This is a genomic window from Rhodococcus sp. YH1 (genome assembly GCF_009939605.1).
In the GTDB taxonomy this organism is placed as follows: Bacteria; Actinomycetota; Actinomycetes; order Mycobacteriales; family Mycobacteriaceae; genus Rhodococcus; species Rhodococcus aetherivorans.
The window spans coordinates 32,630-50,453 of the sequence record NZ_WVTE01000075.1 but is presented as its reverse complement, the minus strand read 5'-3'; the positions used below and the strand labels follow the sequence as shown (position 1 = coordinate 50,453).

At 68.4% G+C, this 17,824-nt stretch carries 14 protein-coding genes and 1 pseudogene; 10 read left to right on the top strand and 5 right to left on the bottom strand.

The window, feature by feature from the left end:
* Nucleotides 1–371: 371 nt before the first annotated feature.
* The 4 genes from AIIKEEIJ_RS07750 to AIIKEEIJ_RS07735 all read left to right on the top strand — a co-directional run bounded on the left by AIIKEEIJ_RS07750 (nucleotide 372) and on the right by AIIKEEIJ_RS07735 (nucleotide 3,672).
* The gene (locus AIIKEEIJ_RS07750; RefSeq protein WP_161995354.1) at nucleotides 372–740 is read left to right on the top strand and encodes an EthD family reductase; all 369 of its coding nucleotides are present in this window, start codon (nucleotides 372–374) and stop codon (nucleotides 738–740) included.
* A 178-nt stretch (nucleotides 741–918) separates the two neighbouring features.
* Complete coding sequence (locus AIIKEEIJ_RS07745) at nucleotides 919–2,040, top strand: zinc-binding dehydrogenase (RefSeq protein WP_238406247.1); 1,122 nt, start codon at nucleotides 919–921, stop codon at nucleotides 2,038–2,040.
* Between the two features lie 124 nt (nucleotides 2,041–2,164).
* Entirely contained in the window at nucleotides 2,165–2,446 is a 282-nt protein-coding gene (locus AIIKEEIJ_RS07740; RefSeq protein WP_202916714.1) for an acyl-CoA dehydrogenase family protein, read from the top strand.
* Between the two features lie 329 nt (nucleotides 2,447–2,775).
* Nucleotides 2,776–3,672 carry an alpha/beta fold hydrolase gene (locus AIIKEEIJ_RS07735; protein WP_161995353.1) on the top strand — a complete coding sequence of 299 codons (897 nt, stop codon included), beginning with the start codon at nucleotides 2,776–2,778 and terminating at the stop codon, nucleotides 3,670–3,672.
* Nucleotides 3,673–4,688: 1,016 nt separating this feature from the next.
* Here the strand turns inward: AIIKEEIJ_RS07735 and AIIKEEIJ_RS07730 are convergent.
* On the bottom strand, nucleotides 4,689–5,210 hold the full coding sequence (locus AIIKEEIJ_RS07730; RefSeq protein WP_161995352.1) for a hypothetical protein: 522 nt from the start codon (nucleotides 5,208–5,210) through the stop codon (nucleotides 4,689–4,691).
* Nucleotides 5,211–5,675: 465 nt separating this feature from the next.
* On the opposite strand from AIIKEEIJ_RS07730, the gene AIIKEEIJ_RS33600 reads away from it, so the two are divergent.
* On the top strand, nucleotides 5,676–5,810 hold the full coding sequence (locus AIIKEEIJ_RS33600) for a hypothetical protein (RefSeq protein WP_274386531.1): 135 nt from the start codon (nucleotides 5,676–5,678) through the stop codon (nucleotides 5,808–5,810).
* An 813-nt stretch (nucleotides 5,811–6,623) separates the two neighbouring features.
* On the opposite strand, the gene AIIKEEIJ_RS07720 is transcribed toward AIIKEEIJ_RS33600, so the two are convergent.
* Nucleotides 6,624–8,099 carry a glyceraldehyde-3-phosphate dehydrogenase gene (locus AIIKEEIJ_RS07720; RefSeq protein ID WP_161995351.1) on the bottom strand — a complete coding sequence of 492 codons (1,476 nt, stop codon included), beginning with the start codon at nucleotides 8,097–8,099 and terminating at the stop codon, nucleotides 6,624–6,626.
* Between the two features lie 434 nt (nucleotides 8,100–8,533).
* On the opposite strand from AIIKEEIJ_RS07720, the gene AIIKEEIJ_RS07715 reads away from it, so the two are divergent.
* Nucleotides 8,534–8,812, top strand: a complete 279-nt coding sequence (locus AIIKEEIJ_RS07715; RefSeq protein WP_238406246.1) for a DUF4192 domain-containing protein — start codon at nucleotides 8,534–8,536, stop codon at nucleotides 8,810–8,812.
* Nucleotides 8,813–9,297: 485 nt separating this feature from the next.
* On the opposite strand, the gene AIIKEEIJ_RS07710 is transcribed toward AIIKEEIJ_RS07715, so the two are convergent.
* Together AIIKEEIJ_RS07710 and AIIKEEIJ_RS32930 are read right to left on the bottom strand one after the other, a co-directional pair.
* Nucleotides 9,298–10,698: an Hsp70 family protein gene (locus AIIKEEIJ_RS07710; RefSeq protein WP_161995350.1), complete on the bottom strand. Its 1,401-nt coding sequence runs from the start codon at nucleotides 10,696–10,698 to the stop codon at nucleotides 9,298–9,300.
* Nucleotides 10,699–10,819: 121 nt separating this feature from the next.
* On the bottom strand, nucleotides 10,820–11,341 hold the full coding sequence (locus tag AIIKEEIJ_RS32930; protein ID WP_238406245.1) for a DinB family protein: 522 nt from the start codon (nucleotides 11,339–11,341) through the stop codon (nucleotides 10,820–10,822).
* 398 nt (nucleotides 11,342–11,739) lie between these two features.
* On the opposite strand from AIIKEEIJ_RS32930, the pseudogene AIIKEEIJ_RS32925 reads away from it, so the two are divergent.
* Nucleotides 11,740–11,963, top strand: a pseudogene (locus tag AIIKEEIJ_RS32925) (type II toxin-antitoxin system Phd/YefM family antitoxin).
* 157 nt (nucleotides 11,964–12,120) lie between these two features.
* Here AIIKEEIJ_RS32925 and AIIKEEIJ_RS07695 read toward each other — a convergent pair.
* A complete protein-coding gene (locus AIIKEEIJ_RS07695) occupies nucleotides 12,121–13,605 on the bottom strand; it encodes an adenylate/guanylate cyclase domain-containing protein (protein WP_029546914.1) in 1,485 nt (494 codons plus the stop codon).
* A gap of 112 nt (nucleotides 13,606–13,717) precedes the next feature.
* Between AIIKEEIJ_RS07695 and AIIKEEIJ_RS07690 the strand changes: the two genes are divergently transcribed.
* The 3 genes from AIIKEEIJ_RS07690 to AIIKEEIJ_RS07680 are packed head-to-tail and all read left to right on the top strand — an operon-like array spanning nucleotide 13,718 to nucleotide 17,824.
* A complete protein-coding gene (locus tag AIIKEEIJ_RS07690) occupies nucleotides 13,718–15,271 on the top strand; it encodes a succinic semialdehyde dehydrogenase (RefSeq protein WP_050034323.1) in 1,554 nt (517 codons plus the stop codon).
* A gap of 57 nt (nucleotides 15,272–15,328) precedes the next feature.
* Complete coding sequence (locus AIIKEEIJ_RS07685; protein ID WP_161995348.1) at nucleotides 15,329–16,660, top strand: diguanylate cyclase domain-containing protein; 1,332 nt, start codon at nucleotides 15,329–15,331, stop codon at nucleotides 16,658–16,660.
* 54 nt (nucleotides 16,661–16,714) lie between these two features.
* A complete protein-coding gene (locus AIIKEEIJ_RS07680) occupies nucleotides 16,715–17,824 on the top strand; it encodes a CapA family protein (RefSeq protein WP_161995347.1) in 1,110 nt (369 codons plus the stop codon).

Here is a 17,824-nt window from a genome sequence, read left to right as displayed (position 1 = left end):
TGCAACGGGCACCCGTGATTGCGAGCGCACCGGCCACGAGCGACCGCATCAGCCGGATCCAGAGGTGCCCCTGAAGCTGTCAACTTTCCTGAGACAGAACGTATTCGAGGTGGATTCCTATCACTTGGGGCAGTCCAGTGCGAGGGGGCGGGCCGACGCCGGTTCGGGGGTACCACGCCCGGACTCGAGCAGACGGAGCGCTCACTTCGAGTCGACAGCACGATCCTGTGACAGCGGGTGATGGAGCTCCCTCCCGTACTGGCTCACTTCCCCTTGGGAATCCATCGGTGAATGGCGGGGCTGGTCAGGGCAAGAACAACACAGCTCGACCGAAGTTTTCCCACCGCTGCCGAATAGTGAATGGAGATGGCATGTTCAAGGCTTACGTCATGATCAAAAGGAAGCCAGGGACCACGCTTGAGGAGTTCATCACCTACTACGAGAACAAGCATGCCCCCCTGGCTGTCAAAATGGTTCCGGGCTTGCGCAGATATGTTCGGCACTACTTGCGGAATTGGGAGAATGGCACCTACCGGTCGGACATGGAGGCGCCATACGATGTAGTCACAGAGATTTGGTTCGACGATCGTGCGGCTTTCGATGTCGGCATGGCACACCTGACTTCACCGGAAACAGCCGCCGTCATCGGCGCGGACGAAGAGAAGGTCTTCGATCGACAGTCGATCACCTTTTTAACTGTCGACGACGAACGGGAAACCGATCCCAGCGAATTCATCTGACGATCATCTGCGCAAAGACAGGTGTGCTTCCTCGCCCCAAGTCGGCGTGTGCTCGTAGCCGAGATGTCACGTCGAGCGGGATCGATGACGGTGCGCACGTAGCGGTCCCGGCGACCTGCCTGGACCGCCCATCGGCGCTCCCAGACCCGGCGGCCGGTCACCGGCGCGTACCGCGGCCATGGACGCGGCTGCGGTACGCCACCGCACCCCTCCACACCACCCGACCCGCCACCACACCGCCGCCGCATCGATCGATGGTTGTGGCACCGCGGGATCCGGACACATCCGCTACCACGTCAGTTATGTCGCTCAACAAGAAAGAAGGCTCACCATGAAAGCTTGGATGTTCAAAGGTCTCGGGTCTCCACTCGAGCTCGTCGATCTGCCGGACCCCACGCCGGCCCCCGGTGAAGTCGTGGTCGATCTCAAGGCCGCGGGCCTGTGCCACAGCGATGTCGGCATCACCGACGGCACCCTGACGGAAGTCCTCGGGTTCACTCCTATCATCCTGGGACATGAGGCCGCCGGCATCGTCTCTGCCGTCGGAAAGGGCGTGACCGATGCTGCGATCGGCGACCGCGTCGCGATCAGTGCCATGGGCGACGGACAGAGCGGCGTCATCGGCCAGAAGACGATCGGCATCGGACGCCACGGCGCGTACGCACAGAAGACGATCGCCCCGGCGAGCGAACTCATCCCCATCCCCGACGGGGTCCCGTTCGTCCAGGCCGCTGCAGCAACCGACGCAGGAATGACCTCATACCATGCGGTTTTCGTCCGCGGTGGTCTGCGTCCGGGCATGAAGGTCGGCATCATCGGCCTTGGTGGACTCGGCATGACCGGGGCTCGCATGGCAGTTCTCGGCGGTGCCGAAGTCTATGCCGCCGAGATCAATGCGGAAGTCCACGCCGCAGGCCTCGAGCGGGGCGTCAAGCAGGTCGTCAACGACGTCACGGAACTGGCCCCCTTCGGTCTCGACCTGATCGTGGACTTTGCGGGCTTCGGAACGACCACGGCCGGCGCCATCGAGGCGGTCCGACACGGCGGCCGGATCGTCCAGGTCGGAGTCGGTCGGCAGGAAGCAACGATCAACACGTATCTGCTGGCGATGAAGGACTTGGATCTGGTCGGTTCGGTGGGCGGCACCCCAGCGGACACCGTCGAAGTCATCAAGTTCATTGCTTCCGGGGGCCTGACGATCGCCACCAGGACGATCGGATTCCACGACATTCCTGCCGGCCTGGAAGAACTCGCCCGCGGCGTGAAAGGCCAGCGTCTGGTAGCTAGCATCGATGATTGACCCCGTAGATCGGGAGACCCCTGATCCGCAATGCTTGCCAGAAGCCTCGGACAATCCGGAGTAACGACTTACGCCCGCCTCCATAGAACGGTTCCGCGCTGCCATCTGAGCACCGCTGTCCTAGGTGCACCAGCAGGCACGACATGCGGACCACACGGGGATGCCCGATCGGCCGGATCGGGCATCCCCTCTGCACAGTTGCCTGCAGGAAGCCGCGCTCTGCAGACTGATCGCCTCCGAAATCGCCAACAAGGTGGCCTACCGAGTCAGCCAGTGGCACGGCGGCTACGAATTCATCGACGAATACGACGTCGCACGGCACTTCCGGGACGCTCGCGTCCTGACCACCGGCGAAGGCACCTCCGAGGTACAGAAACTGCTGATCGCCCGCAGCCTCGGCTTCTAACCGCCCAGGTGCACGCGCCGGCACTTCGCCGGCACAGGGCGTGCACCTGTCGTGGTGCACGACCCAGCCGAGGGTACGGCGGCCCCATCAGTCGACCGTGGCCGACGTCCCGCGCAAGCACCGCCGTGCCGCTCGTGCTCGATAGAGCGTGGAGCCAGCCCGGCTTGCAGCCGATCCGTGGGAGTACTCCTTGATCTTCAATAACGGCTATCCGACTCCCGTCAGGTGCGGGAGGAGAACACGCAGCTCCCGTGCGGAAGGAATCATTGTTCCCCGGTAGGGCAACATGAGGGCACGTGCTCGACTCGATGATCTGGGTGAGGAACTCCATGGACCCGATAGCCACACAGTGCGAATTCCGCGGTGCCGGTGTCACCCTTGCCGCCGACCGGTGGGATCCACCGCAGGATGCCGGCGAGGCGGGCGTCGACAGGAAAGGCGTGGTGCTGTTGCTGCACGGCGGCGGCCAGACCCGGCATTCCTGGCGCAACACCGGACGCAACCTCGCGGCGGACGGTTGGTCCGCCGTCGCGGTGGACGCCCGGGGACATGGCGACAGTCAGTGGGCCCCGGACGGGGACTACGGCATCGACGCGTTGGTCGCCGACCTGACCTCGATCGTCGGCGCGCTGGGGGAGAAGCCGGTCCTGGTCGGTGCCTCGATGGGCGGGATGACGTCGTTGATCGGGCAGGGAGAAAATCCCGCACTGGCGCGTGGTCTGGTCTTGGTCGATATCGCACCGAGGGTGGAAACCGGCGGTACCGCGGAGATCATGGCGTTCATGCGCAGTGGTCTCGAGGGTTTCGCGAGTCTGGACGACGCGGGGGCAGCGGTCGCGGCGTACACCCCGAACCGGGTGCGCACGCCGAATCCGGACGGGTTGCGCAAGAACCTGCGCCTGCGTGAGGGGCGCTGGTACTGGCATTGGGATCCGGCGTTTCTGCGCCAGGGTGACGAGCCCACGCGTCAGGCCGACTCGATCGTGCGGTACGAGCGTGCCCGGGTGGCTGCGGCCGCGATCACCGTTCCGACGATGCTCGTGCGGGGCGCGCAGTCGAATGTGGTCAGCGAGGAAGGTGCCCAGGAACTGCGTGAGCTGATCCCGACGGCCACCGTGATCGATGTGCCCGGGGCCGGCCATATGGTCGCCGGTGACGACAACGATGTCTTCAGTGGGGGATTGAAGGGTTTTCTCGACGCCGACGTGCTCGCCGCGCGTCGCTGACGCCCTCGCAAGTAGTCGCCGAGGGTTCGTCTCGGGTTTGCGTCGGTATCGGTGGCCTCGGGGATCGGGTGCGCCGCGAGACCGGTTGTCGTCCGACCGGGAGAGTCGGCGACCCGTTCGGTGGTGCCCGCACACGAGGTGCGCGGATTCGAGGTGTAGGCCCGGCCGTCCCTCGGTGATCAACGATGGACACGCGTTGTGCAGCGGTACCAACTCCACGCTGAGTTCGACGATCGACCACGAGCAGGAAGGGGGGACACGGCTATGGTCGAAAGCTCCTACGTTGCTCCTCCGACGAAGCCCACCAGCAGCCCTGCCAGGGTGAATCACGCGCGACCGGATCGGTCATCAGATGCAATATGAAGTGCGCAAGTTGACGTAATATAGGTTATCGGCATTTCGTTTCACAATGCGCCACAACAGTTTTCGTGCGATACCGGTGAAGGAGCTCGCGGAAAACGAGGTGGGGCGAGTGCACATGCACAGTCGATCGGCAGTGCTGGCGCAGCCCCGGCGCTGTGTGTCGCCGTCGACGCTGCCAGAGCGATCGGCTGGGACGGTCCCGGTTCGGAATGAGTCTGAACTCGCGTTCCTGCGCGACGTGTAGCGCCAGCGTCATGGCATCGCGTTCGACCCGGCGTTACGTCCAATCCCGCTGCACAACAATACTATTGATGGATAACCGGAATTATCCATCATGGACAATCACGAGTTGCAGAAGACGCGAACCCGTGACGTCCACCATCTTCGGACGCTATGACACGTCCCTGTCGATCGCTCACAAGCGTGCTGAACTGCGGCTTCGTGCCCGGCTGGTGCGCCCCGAATCCGCACTGGTCTGATGCTGCACCCTCAAAGGGGCGTACTTGCTGCCGACGGCCCTCACCTGCACCTTTCTGGCCTGGTGCTTGCACCAAACCTGCCTGTCTGGCACTGTGATGAGTGCACGGGGCATTAGCTCCGGTGAAGTGGACCCGGCAGCCTTCCGGACGGTTGGTGAGCCGGGTTTCGCGTTTCTACCGCACTGCCACGGTCTTGGTGATCAACGGCCGGGCCCGGGCAGGCCATTCGCCGCCCTTGGCCAGACCCCAGGCGACCGCGTCGGGAATCCACAGCATCGGTTCCTGCTTGGCGCGCAGATGGTGATACGTCAGCCGATCCCGGATCCCGTGTTTGCCGGTGGCGTCGAACAACGTGCGGCGATCGGACTTGACGGTGGAATCGTCCTGCTCGAGCACCAGACGCGAGACCGACAGCTCGGCAAGATCGCCGACCAGTGCCTCGAGGCATCGTGGGCGCCCCACCTTGGGTGTCAGCCCGGTCGCGTCGTAGACGTGCACCTGCACGTCCAATGTCACCAGGGCCGAGCAGATCGTGCGTCGGCGGGCATCGCGCTCGGACTTGAAGTGGATCCGTTCCTGACCCTTCATTCTCAGCGCCGTCAACGTTCTGCGCGCCTGATCGAGCGCCGACGGATCCGCCACTGCGGCCACCACCAAGATGCCGCGGACGGTGTTCTCATCGACGAAAGCCTGCACGAGAGGTCAGCCTAGAGCGACGCCACTTTCCCCTTCCGGATCCCCCTTCGATACGCACCAGAGACAGGTGCGCACCTCGAGGGCCCACATCTCTCCACCCGCGTACTTTCGATGCGCCCACTGTCGACACGGCCGCAGGAGGTCGACCGTCCTCGGGCCTGCCGACTGTCACCGGTCCGGGGGTGCAGCGGCCGGGCGCACCGCTCGGGCCATCGCGCCGGCATCCCGGGGCGCCCCGGTTTGATTTCCGGCACCGAGTGCCGTAAATGTGGTTGAAGGTTGCACGACCGTCGCCGTCGACTCGGCGAGGCCCGCTGCCGCGCACCGCCACCCCCTGCCGGCGGTGCGCGCGCACCTCGGGCCGACGAGTCGCCCCTCCCGGACGCCCCGCCTTCCCCTGGGGCGGGGTGTCCGGGCCCTCCCCGTCGCCAGGCGGCCACTCGCAGAAGGAAGAGGCACGTTTTGATGATCTCCACCCTGGTCCTCCGTCCGGTGGCCCGCACCCTTGCCGTCGCGCTGATCTTCGCCGATGCCGTCCTTGCCACCCGGGTGCCGCCGCTGCCCGACTGGGACGACGCCGGCCATCCCGCCCGCTACTGAACACCCACGGCCGTTCCGAGTACCGCATCCTGCTCCGAACAGACCTGCATCGCACCGACGCCGCCGTGGCATACCCCGCACTCCGATCGATGACACGCGCTGGCGGACACATGCGTGCGCTGCATGCATGCCAGGCATGCAGCATTCGCATCGCAGCGGACCGGGCCTACGGCTCGACACCGCCGCCCCGGGTCTTCGCACTCGGTAGGCGCTTGTGTCGCCTGCGGGCCGAGGCGCTCGCCCCGGCCCGCAGCGCAGCCGCGTTCGTACTCGCTCGCAGCCCTGCTGGGCGTGCTTGTCCGGCATGGTTGACCGGAGCTCACGGGCGGCATTCCTGCTCCCCCGGCTCGATGCTGCGTCGCAGGCAGGGCCCACAGTTCTGATTGTCCAACGATGCGAAACGAACGTCCCGCCAGAATTCACACCGCAGAGCCAATGACCGGTGCTGATCCCACTCCCGCAGCGCCGCCACGTACCGGGCATGTGGGGCGGTGTCCCGTTCGATGCTGAGCTCGAGAACGGGAAATCCAGCCGCCGCATCGCTCCGGCGACCCTCACCCGGACCGCTCGGCCGGTGAAGTCCTCGAACGGATGCACGTGCAGCGCAGCTCGACCGTGGCGTGGGAGTCCTTCGGCGGTTCGCCTTCCGGAACCGTGAATCGCCAGTACGTGACAGGCGACAGTTCGTCTGTCAGGACGGGCCTGCCCGATTCAGCCCGGTAGACGCTCGTGGTGCCGAACTCTCCACGATTCGGTCCCATACCGCTGCTGCCACGGCATTCACCCCGCAGACGACCCCTCGCAGGTGCGATGTCACTGGGCAGTGGCAGGCGAACCGACCGGCTCCACGGCAGCGCTGCCCGTGGCGGGGTAGACGGCGTACTCCACGCCCGAGAGGTACTGGACGGTACGCACCACCTGGCATGAGTAACCGAACTCGTTGTCGTACCAGACGTAGAGAATGGCGGTGTCACCGTCGACGATTGCCGCGTTGGCGTCAATGATGCACGCCGCGCGTGAACCGATGAAGTCGCTGGACACGGCGTCGGTTGCCGCGGTGTAGTCGAGATTCCGACTCAGGGCGCCTGTCAGCGATTCCTGACGAAGATGTTCGAGCACTTCATCTTTGGTGGTCTCACGCCCCAGCTGAAGGTGGAGGATGGCGACGGAGACGTCTGGGGTGGGTACGCGGATCGAGTTGCCGGTGATCCTGGCCTGAAGGCCGGGGAGCGCCTTCGCCACGGCCGACGCGGCACCTGTTTCGGTGAGCACGAGGTTGAAGGGCGCCGATCGGCCGCGCCGATCGGCCTTGTGGTAGTTGTCCAGCAGGTTTTGGTCATTGGTGAAGGAGTGCACGGTCTCGACGTGGCCTCGCGCGACACCGAACTCGTCGTCCATGGCCTTCAGGGGCGGGACAATGGCATTGGTGGTGCACGATGCGCACGAGACGATGTTCTCGGTCGGGTCGAGGTCGCGGTGATTGACCCCGTGCACAATGTTGGGCACGTCGCCCTTGCCGGGCGCGGTGAGCACCACCTTGGCCACCCCCGGGCGGAGGTGCTGCGACAGCCCGGCGCGATCGCGCCAGATCCCGGTGTTGTCGATCAGGATGGCGTTGTCGATGCCGTACTCGGTGTAGTCGACGCTCGTCGGATCGTTGCTGTAGATGAACTTGATGACGTTGCCGTTGGCGATCAGGGTGTTGTTCTCTGGGTCGACCTTGATCGTGCCGTTGAACTGCCCGTGGACCGAGTCGCGACGCAGCAGCGAGGCGCGCTTGGTCAGGTCGTCACTACCTCCCTTTCGGACCACCACGGCGCGCAAGTTCAACCCATTTCCCGAGCCGGCCTTTTCGATCAGCAGTCGAGCCACCAGTCGACCGATGCGCCCGAATCCGTACAGGATCACATCCTGCGGCTGCGGAGACGTCGGAGCGGTACCGGCCAGTTCGGCAAGACTGCGTGCAACGAACTCAGGGATCGGCACTCCGTCGCCGTTCGCCCGGTAGTTCATCACCAGGAGTCCGAGATCGATCTTGGAGGGCCGGAGGTCGAGATGCGTCAGTGCCTCGAGGAAAGGGAACGTCTCTTCGACGGACAGCTCGTCGCCGCTGATCTGTCGGGCGAAACGATGGGTTCGCAGGATGCTGATGACCGACTTGTTCACCAGGGAGCGGCTGTGAAGCAGAATGGTCACCGAGCGCGTGCGGTGTAAGCCACCGATGATCGGGATCATCGCTTCCGCAAGAGCCTCCTCGGAGTTCCACTGTGCCAATTCTGCTGTGCTCACTGTGCTCCTCTGCCTTTCCGGCTCGTGGGACACGTCCGGTGGTTGGATGCCGGCCCGGACGAGACGCACGTCACTCGCCGGTCAGCGTTCCGGATCGGTGGAACAGTTCGCGACCGACGCCGATCAGGACGTGCGCAACACCAAGCATATGGAAGCGCTCCCTCGGATCGACAAGCCGGTCGCCGAAACCGTCCCGGGGGCGTGGAGCTGCCGCCTCACGCGAAGAATGCCACGGACAACCTGCTGTCCTATCCATCAGTAGCAGCAGGAGGAGGCTTCTTCGTGTGAGTGAGCGGCGGCGGCGCACAGCAGCAAGCAGAGGCCGATACTCCCCCTCGCTGCGGTGTGGACGCAGGTCACATCCTGGTGGATCGGATTCGGTCACGTTCCAGCGGGTGCACGCGGGAAGGCGCATGTGCGCGCCCTCCGCGACCATGGCGAAGAAGAATGGGGCGAGTGGCAGCGTTGACGGTTGCCGGGTCTTCGCCTACGTCGACGTCCAGGGACCGGACGCAGGGTGCGCGTTCGACGCCGCCCGTGAGAAAGCGGCGTTGCATCCGCTGTCCGACACGCGCCTGCTCGGCCTTGTCGAGCAGGCACTCGAGGTCGGCTTGCACCCGACGAAGTTGCGCACCCTGTCCGGCACGGGAGTCGGGATCATGCGACGCGACTTCGGGGTCGAGTTGCCCGCGCCCGGCAACGACTGCCTCTGACAGCGCAACACAGGCGAGGCTCCCGGAATCCCTGGTTCCGGGGGCCTCGCCCGTGGCGTAGGAACGTCGTTCCGGCACGAGCCGGAATGACGTGGGCGCCACCACTACCGCGTCCAGCACAACCGGGCGCGTACGGTCGCCACGTCTCGCACCTCCAGCACGAACACCACCTCGATCCGATCGCCGGTCGGTCGCCGGACGGCACCAGCAAAGATGCCGTCGTGGCGCTGTTCGCTGCCGCCGATCCGGCCGGATTGATCGGCTGGGACGGTCCCGGTCCCGAACCCGTGTTCCCACGCCAAGCGGGCACAGGCACCATGGCACCTTCCTCGCCCGTCGTTCCGTCCAACTCTGCTGCACCGCAACATGAGTGGTGGGTAATCGTGCTTATCCACCACACCTGGTGGGGGCTCACCGGCCTGCCGTCGAGCAAGGACCAAGCGTCACGCCTCAGAACATGTCGATGGTGTGTGGGCTCGAGGGGTTCAGAGTCCGGGTATCGGGGGCAGTTCCGGTAGGGGGAGCGGCGGGGGTGGGGGAAGTGTGGGCAGTTGGTACTGCGGGAGACCGGGAATGAGGGGGGCTGGTTCCGGTGGGGGTGGCGGAGCCGATGTGTCGGCCGGCGCACTGTTCTGCGTCCGGGGGGTGGCGGGGGGCTGGGGCGGATTGTGTGTCTGTGGCTGGTTCGTGGTGCGCGCTTCGGTCTGTGCGGGGATCGTCGGCTGCGTGTCGACCACCGGCGGGGCGGCTTCCGGGGGCGGGGCCACGTCCGCGGTCGTAGTGGGCGGTGGCGGGGCGGTGGGCTGTGCGTCCCGCTCGGAACCCTGCAGCAGGTCGGTGCCGAGGCCGGTGCCGAGGCCGATCGCCGCGACGACGGTGACGACGCTGCCGGCGAGGAGGAGGCGTCGAGGTGTCCGCGGCGGTGCGGTCGTCTCGACGGTGTGCCGGGTGTCGGCGGTGTCGACGGTGCTGCTCGTCTGGTGGGGCGCGGGTGCCGTTGTCGGGGACATCACCGTGCCGGCGGCCTCGCCGGTGGCGGGGCGGGCCAGCAGCGCCGCACCCTCGGCCGCGACGAGTTCGGGTTGTGCGGGCACGATCACCGGGAGGTCGAGCCGGGACTGCATCACGGAGGTGACCAGCGGGATGTGCGCACCGCCGCCGAGGAGCACCGCGGCGTCGGGGGTGCGGCCGGAGCGGCGGATGACCTCCCGGGTGAGGTGGGCCGAGGCTTTTACGGGGTCGTCGATGAGCGAGGCGAAGCTGTCCTGGGAGAGCAGCAGCAGACCGCCCTCCCCGGGCATGCACACCGCGCCGTGGGTGGACAGCTGCTCCTTCGCGTCGCGGCACCGGGCGGTGAGGGCGAGCTGTGCTGCCGGGTCGGCCGGCGGGGTGAAGCGGTGCAGTTCCAGGTGATGGTGGTAGATCAGCCGGTCGAGGAGGTCGCCGCTGATCCGGTCCGAGCGGGCGGTGCTCAGCACGAGCCCGGTGGGGCGGTCGACGACGGTGACGGTGAGGCCGGAACTGCCGAGGTCGTAGAACACGAGCGTCTCGTGGTCGCCGAGATCCCCGGACGTCTCCAGTCTCTCGAGCGCGGCCGTCACTTCGGGGACCAAGTGGAAGTGGCCGATCTCGAGTCGGGTCATCGCGGCCTGGACGGCACCGGCCTGCGCCTGGTTCCGGTACGCGACGCCGATGGCCTGGGCCTCGTCGATCTCGTCGGTTTCGGCGAGCACCGTGTCGAGGGATGCGGCGGCCGGGTCTCCCGGCCGTTCGACGGTCGCGGTCACCGACCGTGATCGGAAGAGCGGACCGTGGGGGCTCTCGGTGTCGCGGCACGCGAAGCGCACAGCGCTGGCCCCGACCGACACACCGAGAATCGACGTCATGACGCCGACTATAACGGTTCGGTCACGGGTCGCGCGCACGGAGCAGGTCGGCTCGGTGCTGCCGGTACACCACCGCCGCGCCGCTCGGTCCAGGACCCCACCACTACGCGGCTCGGCCGGATCAGCCCGCGACGTCGTGCAGATGGTGCTCGACGTCGTGCAGCAGATACTGGCACAACTGCGCGATGGTGAACCTGCGGCCGTCGCTGCGCAGGCCGTCGCGCCGCCAGTCTTCGACGCCCTCGACGATCTTGACGGTCTCGTCGGTGCGTGAAGCGATCTGCTGGGCCACGGCGGCGGGATCTGCCGCCCAGAACCGCCGGCGGATCGCCTCGGCCTCGCCGTCGTAATCGGCGAACGTCGGGGTGTCCTCGGTGATCATCGCCCGCACTCGTTGTCCGAGGACGGCGATGAGGTCGCGCGCGTGGGAGGCGTACTCGAGCGTCGACCACACCCTCGGAGCGGGACGCTCGGCGACGTTCGGCCGTCGCAGCACGGCCTGCCAGCGTGGCACGCCGGCGCGCAAGCGTTGACCGGTCGTGGCCGGATCGTGCAGCGTGTACCCGCACTCGGGGCACCCTCCGTCGAGCACGAAGGTCCAGTCGCGAGTGTCGGGCATAGCGGGTTCCGGCGCGGTGTCCATGGCCCCATGGTGCCGCTGTACGGGCTCTTCCGGTCCTGGAGTGCCTCGATCGCGCGGGTGAGGTTGCCGCAGTGCGGCAGTGACGGGATCCGGTGGGGTCGGGTTGCCGAATCGGAGGGCGTGACGGGGCAGTGCTTCGAGTCGGGCGTTGATCGCCGCGGTGGGTCCGTTCGAGGCGCGGTGGTCGACGCAGGCGAGCCCGTCGGCTCTGCGTCGGTGCAGGGTGCGTCCGAGTGGGGCGAGGTCGTCGAGACCGTCCGGAACTGACCGATGGTCTTCGTTGAATAGCGCACGACAACGGCTCCGTACGGTTCGGCGTTCGGGGACCAGCCGTTGGGCGGCGGCGGGGCGCGGTGTCGCCGCCATCCTGCTACCGGGTGCGCATGAGGGCAATATTCGTGCACGAGGTGCCGCTCGGCGAAGCCGAGGACAAGCTCTCGGCGCTGGTCGACAGCGACGAAGCCACGCACGACGTCATCGCGATCACCCGGTACGGCAAACCGGCCGCGGTCCTGATGTCGGTCGACGATCTGGAATCACTGCAGGAAACGATCTACTGGCTGTCTCGCCCGGCACCGCCGAGTCGCTCGCGGCCACCGACGGCGATCCTGCTCAGTGCTGACTCGCAGGGCCGGATCTTGGGGAACCGGATCGGTAGCGCCGTCCCGGTTCCGGCCTCATCACAACCGAAGCCTGGCAGGCCGAGCCCGCCACCGAGACCTCGCCTGCTGATTCACACGAGGGTCACGCACGGGTGATCGTGGTCTTCCGTTCCATGATCACCGCGCCTGCCGGTGCTGCCGGGCGTGGGCGAGAGCCGCGACCGCCCGCAGCACCTGCGGTGCGCGCCGGGCGGTGCGGAGCACGGCCCGGTCGAGCACGGACAGGTCGAGGGACCGGTGCGCGATCGGGGGCGGGTCCGTGATCGCGTCGGTGAGCGCGTACAGCTGCCATCGGCCGGGCACCCCGGCGAGCCGGTGCCGGCCCCGGTCGGCGAACCTCAGGCCCGAGCCGGTGCCGAGGTCGCGGGCGGTGCGGGAGACCAGGATCTCGCCGGGACCGGCGGTCGCGCCGATGCGCGCCCCGATGTGCACGGACAATCCGGTCAGCTCGGGTCCGGCGTGCTCGACGGTGCCGGTGTGGACGCCGGCCCGGATCTCGATGCCGAGGCCGCGGGCGTCGTCGCGGATCCGCGCGGCACAGCGCACGGCCGCGGCCGGGCCGTCGAAGAGGCTCAGCGTCCCGTCGCCCGTGACCTTCACGAGCCGGCCGCCGGCCTGCTCCACCTCGGCCCGGACCCGTCGTTCGTGGGCGGCGCGCAGGTCGCGGTAGGCGCCGTCGCCGATACGGGCGAGCAGTTTCGTCGAGCCGACAATGTCGGTGAACAGCAGCGACGCGAGGCTGCGGTCGGCGTCGACGGGATGCTGCATCCCGGTGGCGAGTTCCTCGACGTGGTCGAGGATCGGCCGCCACGCCTCCCCGAGCGAGGCGCCGGGCAGGGCGTTCGGCAACAGGTGGAACGAACCGCGGGGGATCTGCCGCGCGACGAACTCGGCGGCGGCGCGGGGCACGGGGCTGGCGGCCGGGAGCAGCACCCGGGCCGGGCACTGGATCGACGGCAGGACGCTGGAGTAGTCGAGCCGGAAGATCCACTCGAGGTGCGCCTGCGTCGTGGTCGGTGTCGCGGAGCAGCGTTCGAGCATCGCCATCAGCCGCCGGTTGTAGGGGTTGTCGGCGTGGTGCTCCCACATCCGGACCGAGGCCCCGGAACCCCACTCCCGGCCCACGGTCCGCCAGTTGTCGACGAACTCCGCCCGCCGCACCGGCGTCCATCCGTGTGGCTCACCGTCGCCGCCGAGGAGACGCTCGGCAAACGGCTGGACGAGGACCAGGCCGGCGACGCGGTCCGGGGCGCGGGCGGCGACGAGGCACTGCGGTCCGCAGGTGCTGGCGACGCCGACGAGGGTGGCCCGGCGCATCCCCACCTCGTCCATCACGGCCAGCACGTCGTCGGCCTGCTCCTCGAGGCTGGGCACCCGGTCCAGCGGATCGGACAGCCCGATCCCGCGGCGCTGGAAGTACACCGAGCGGCCGAAGGTGCCGTTGCGTTCGATCAGGTAGTGCAGGTGGGGGTCGGTCCACATCAGGTCCAGGTGGGTCTGGATCTCGAGGAACCACACGACGTCCACCGGGCCTTCACCCACCACCTGGTACGCGAGGCCGTGGCCGTCGCGCGGAAGATACCGGGTGACCGGTGGGTCCATCTCCTCAGGCTAGCGGGGCTGCCGGGCGGCGAACAGCCCGCTCTGTGACAAGCACCACGCCGCGCGGTAGGTTGGTGTAACTGCAAGAACTACTCACCAGTAGGGGTACGACATGCCTGCTCCCAGCGCCGCCACCTTCGCACGGTTGGCCGAGCTCATCGCCATCCCGGACGCAGCGAGCCGTCCCACCCGCTCGGTCGTGGAGGCTTTCACCGGTCGTGAACTCGCGACGGTTCCCATCGGCACCGCCGACGACGCCAGGGCCGCCCTCGAGCGGGCCCGCGTCGCGCAGGCCGACTGGGCCCGCCGCTCCGTCGAGCAACGCGCCGAGATCTTCCACCGCTACCACGACCTGGTGCTGGCCCACCGCGAAGAGCTGATGGACATGGCCCAGGCCGAGACCGGCAAGGCCCGCGCGTCGGCGCAGGAGGAGGTCCTCGACATCGCCCTCACCGCGCGCTACTACGCGCGCACCGCGCCCCGGCTGCTGCGTCCCCGCCGCGCCACGGGTATGCTTCCCGGCCTGACGAAGACCACCGTGCGCTACCACCCGAAGGGCGTCGTCGGGGTCATCGCCCCGTGGAACTACCCGATGACCCTCGCCGTCTCCGACGCGATCGCCGCCCTGCTCGCCGGTAACGCCGTCGTCCTCAAGCCCGACAGCCAGACCCCCTACTGCGCGCTGGCCGTCGTCGAACTGCTCTACCGGGCCGGCCTGCCGCGCGACCTGTTCGCCGTGGTGCCCGGGCCCGGCTCCGTCGTGGGCACCGCCCTCGTCGAGAACGCCGACTACCTCATGTTCACCGGCTCCTCGCAGACCGGCAGCCTCCTCGCCGAGCAGGCGGGCCGCCGCCTCATCGGCTTCTCCGCCGAACTCGGCGGCAAGAACCCGATGATCGTCACCGCCGGTGCGAACCTGCGCGAGGTCACCGACGCGGCCGTGCGGGCGTGCTTCTCCAACTCCGGGCAGCTGTGCATCTCCATCGAACGGATCTACGTGGAGAAGTCCGTCGCCCCCGAGTTCCTCCGCATGCTCGGCGAGCGGGTGCGGAACATGACCCTCGGGCCGGGTTACGAGTACGGCGTCGAAATGGGCAGCATGGTCAACGAGACCCAGGTCAAGGCCGTCTCCGGGCACGTCGACGATGCCGTCGCCAAGGGTGCCACCGTCGTTGCCGGCGGCCGGGCCCGGCCCGATCTCGGCCCCCTGTTCTACGAGCCGACGGTGCTCACCGACGTCCCCGAGGACGCCGAGTGCTACCGGGAGGAGACGTTCGGTCCGCTCGTGTCGGTGTACCCGGTGGACAACGTCGAGGAGGCGATCCGTCGCGCCAACGACACCGAGTACGGGCTCAATGCCAGCGTGTGGGCGGGCACCAAGGCGCAGGGCGAGGCCATCGCGGCGCGGGTGCGGGCGGGCACCGTCAACGTCGACGAGGGCTACGCGCCGGCGTGGGGCAGCACCGACGCGCCGATGGGCGGCATGGGCATCTCGGGTATGGGCCGCCGGCACGGCGCCGAGGGCCTGATCAAGTACACCGAGCCGCAGACGATCGCGACCACCCGGGTGATGAATCTCGGTGGGCCCCGTGGGGTTCCGCCGAAGCTGTGGTCGAAGGTGATGCCGCCCTTCGTCAAGGCGATGCAGTGGCTGCCGGGCCGGTGACGGCCGGCATTTCGCCGAGCGGGACACAAGCGGTGCGACGAACGCGATAATCCGGGTGTGGGCGATCGCCAGGTGCTGCACGGTGCGACGGAGAACCTCCGGGTCCAGCGGCGCCGTCTGCTCGTGTGGTACCTGGCGGTCAGCACCGGGCTCGTCGCGGTAGGAATCGTTGCGGCCCTGCTCGATCCGGCCATCGCCCGATCCGGCAGCTTCGCCGGCATGGCCTCGGCGCTGGCGCTGGGCATCGCGGGGCTGGTGATCCTGCGGTGGGCGCCGCGGCGTCTGGGACGCACCCCCATCGTCGCCGCCACCGCGTGCGCGGTCGTCGCGATGCCGGCGGTGATCGCGTTCCACGTCGATCCCTCCCGCATCCTCATCAGCGTCATGGGATCGATGTTCCTGTCGATGTATCTCGCGGCGTTCTGGCCACCGCGGCAGGCCGTCCTGTGGATCGGGGCGCTCACCGCGGCGACCCTCGGCGCCGCGGCCGTCGCCCCGACGCGCCTGCTGTGGGTCGGTTACGTGATCGTCGCCGCCGCCCTGCTCGGCTCCGGGGCGATCTTCGGGGCCGTCGGACGGCTGCTGGTGAACGCGGCGACCCGCGATCCGCTCACCGGCCTGCGCAACCGCGCGGGTCTCGACCTCGAACTGCGCTCGCGGCCGCGCGACCGTGGTACCCGGGTCTGCCTGGGCCTGCTCGACGTCGACGGATTCAAGGCGTTCAACGACGAGCACGGGCATCCCGCGGGTGACGCACTGCTCCGCGATGCCGCCGGGGCGTGGGCGCAACAGGTGCCGCGCGGTGGAATCCTGGCTCGTCTCGGCGGCGACGAATTCCTCGTCGTGCTCCCGGACACGGACGAAGAGGAGGGGCGCGCGGTGCTCGAGGACATGGCCCGCGCGAATCCCGTGCCGGTCAGCTTCGGGGTCGCGGCGGGCGTCGTCAGCGACCCCATGGACCTCTACCACGACGCCGACTTGGATCTGTATCGGGCCAAGGCCGCGACCTGGGCGCACCTGCCGGACCGGTTGGCGCCGCTGCCCCTGCCCGCCGTCCTCGATCTGCTGCCCGTCCCCATCATCGCCGTGCGCGACGGCGGCGCCATCGCCTACGCCAATCCCACCTTTGCCGCGCTGCTCGGCGTCGACGCCCGGGACGTGGAGGACCGGGCGCTGCACGAGATCTTCACCGGCGGCACGTGGCCCGACGGTTCCGTCACCGTCCGCTCGCTGCACGACCGGACCGGGCAGCTGTGCGAGTTCGGCCGCCCGGACGGGACCGTCGTGCAGGCGACGGTCGGCGCCGCCCGGATCCGGTGGGAGAACACCCTCGCGACGCTGGTCGTGCTCGGCGACGTCACCGAGCAGCCGAGCTACGCGTCGGGCTGACCTGTGCCCGCGGACGCGCGACGGATCCGGGGGCCGGGGATTACTGTCGCAGGTGTGCCGGGCACGGTGACGCTCTTCCTCGCCGGAGACGTGATGACCGGCCGGGGTGTGGACCAGATCCTCCCGCACCCCGGAGGTCCCACGCTGCGGGAGTCCTACGTGAAGGACGCCCGGGACTACGTCGAACTCGCCGAGACCCGCAGCGGCGCGATTCCGCGGCCCGCGGGATACGACTGGCCGTGGGGCATCGCGCTGTCCGTGCTCGACGAGTGCGCCCCGGACGTTCGGATCGTCAACCTCGAGACGTCCGTGACCACGTCGCGGGACTACGCGCCGGAGAAGGGCATCCACTACCGGATGAATCCGGCGAACGTCGAGGTGGTCACCGTCGCACGGGTCGACGTGTGCACCCTGGCCAACAATCACGTGCTCGACTTCGGCGTCCGTGGTCTGCGCGAGTCCGTCGAGGTCCTCACGGCGGCGGGACTGCGGCTCGCCGGCGCGGGCGGCGACGATCGGCTGGCGTGGCGGCCGGCGACGGTCCCGGTCGGGGCGTGCCGGGTGCGGGTGTGGTCGGTGGGCGCGGTGTCGAGCGGGATCGCCCCGTGGTGGGCCGCGACGGCGACGCGGCCCGGGGTGGCGCTGTTGCCGGAGGTGTCGGAGGCGGGAGCCGACGGGCTGCTCGCCCGGATCGACGCCGACCGTGCAGCCGGCGATGTGGTGGTGGTGTCGGTGCACTGGGGATCCAACTGGGGCTACGCGGTGCCGGACGAGCACGTGCGGTTCGCGCACCGTCTGATCGACGGCGGCGTCGATGTGGTGCACGGGCATTCGTCCCATCACCCGCGGCCGCTGGAGGTCTACCGCGGCAAGCCGGTGCTGTACGGGTGCGGCGACCTGATCAACGACTACGAGGGCATCGGCGGCTACGAGCGCTTCCGCGACGAGTTGCGCCTGCTGTATGTCGTCTCGTTCGACGCGGACTCGCGGGAGCTGCGGGAGTTGCGGATGATGCCGGTGCGGGCGCGGCGGATGCGGCTCGAACACGTCACGCAGTCGCAGGAGCGCTGGCTGCGCGCGGCGCTCGAGGAGTCGTCGGCGATCTTCGGCACTCGGTTGCGGGCCGCGGGGGACGGCGGCCCGTGGATCCGGCTCGAGCGGTGA

Coding starts and splice junctions, on each gene's coding strand:
- AIIKEEIJ_RS07750 (WP_161995354.1), top strand. CDS start 372: ATGTTCAAGGCTTACGTCATGATCAAAAGGAAGCCAGGGACCACGCTT.
- AIIKEEIJ_RS07745 (WP_238406247.1), top strand. CDS start 919: ATGGACGCGGCTGCGGTACGCCACCGCACCCCTCCACACCACCCGACC.
- AIIKEEIJ_RS07735 (WP_161995353.1), top strand. CDS start 2,776: ATGGACCCGATAGCCACACAGTGCGAATTCCGCGGTGCCGGTGTCACC.
- AIIKEEIJ_RS33600 (WP_274386531.1), top strand. CDS start 5,676: ATGATCTCCACCCTGGTCCTCCGTCCGGTGGCCCGCACCCTTGCCGTC.
- AIIKEEIJ_RS07715 (WP_238406246.1), top strand. CDS start 8,534: ATGGCGAAGAAGAATGGGGCGAGTGGCAGCGTTGACGGTTGCCGGGTC.
- AIIKEEIJ_RS07710 (WP_161995350.1), bottom strand. CDS start 10,698: ATGACGTCGATTCTCGGTGTGTCGGTCGGGGCCAGCGCTGTGCGCTTC.
- AIIKEEIJ_RS32930 (WP_238406245.1), bottom strand. CDS start 11,341: ATGGACACCGCGCCGGAACCCGCTATGCCCGACACTCGCGACTGGACC.
- AIIKEEIJ_RS07695 (WP_029546914.1), bottom strand. CDS start 13,605: ATGGACCCACCGGTCACCCGGTATCTTCCGCGCGACGGCCACGGCCTC.
- AIIKEEIJ_RS07690 (WP_050034323.1), top strand. CDS start 13,718: ATGCCTGCTCCCAGCGCCGCCACCTTCGCACGGTTGGCCGAGCTCATC.